The 673-nt window shown below is 71.0% G+C and carries 1 pseudogene; it reads left to right on the top strand.

What is annotated here, in order from left to right:
• Positions 1 to 570: pseudogene (locus tag CCN56_RS43775) on the top strand (hypothetical protein); the annotation flags it as partial.
• Positions 571 to 673: the final 103 nt, after the last annotated feature.

Below are 673 nucleotides of genomic sequence, written 5' to 3'. Positions count from 1 at the left end.
GCGGTGGCCGTGGCGGTGGCCGTCCTCGCGGTCGTCGGCATCTGGCGCGGCATCCAGACCCTCAGCGGGATCGACGACGGCGGGAACGACGCACGGGGTGGGGGCGACAGGCCCACGGCCACGGCCTCCACCACGCCGTCCTCCCCGGCACCCGCCGCCGAGGACGCCCCCCTCATCAAGGACCGCCCCTTCGCGCTGCGCGCCCCGACGACTCCGACCACCGCCGGAGTCGACCTCGACGTCCCCGAGATCAAGCGGAGCGGGTACTACAACACCCCCGAATCCGAGCTGGTCATCAACGAGATCTCCGGAGGGCGCTGGGAGTTCCCCAACGGCATGGGCAAGAGCACCGGCAAGACGGCCCGGGAGTGCCTGGAAGCCTCCCAGGGCAATGTCCTGCCCGACCAGATCGAGGCCGAGGACCTGCGTGCGGAGATCCCCGTGGGCACGCTCCTGTGCGGGCAGACCAGCGGGGGCCGGCTCGCGATGCTGGAAATCACCAGGATCACCCAGACCACGGACAACGACCTGCCCGACTACTTCGCCAGGCTCACCGTCTGGAAGCCGTAGAAACGGGAGGGGCCCCGCCGGAAACCCGGCGGGGCCCCTCCCGTCACGCGACTAGCTGTGCGAACGGAGCAGCGTCCGCATCGTCCGCATCGCCACCGACAGG

It is taken from the genome of Streptomyces sp. NRRL B-24572 (assembly GCF_002156145.1).
In the GTDB taxonomy this organism is placed as follows: Bacteria; Actinomycetota; Actinomycetes; order Streptomycetales; family Streptomycetaceae; genus Streptomyces; species Streptomyces vietnamensis.
Note: the sequence above shows the minus strand (reverse complement) of the source record. Positions and strands in the feature narration are given on the sequence as shown.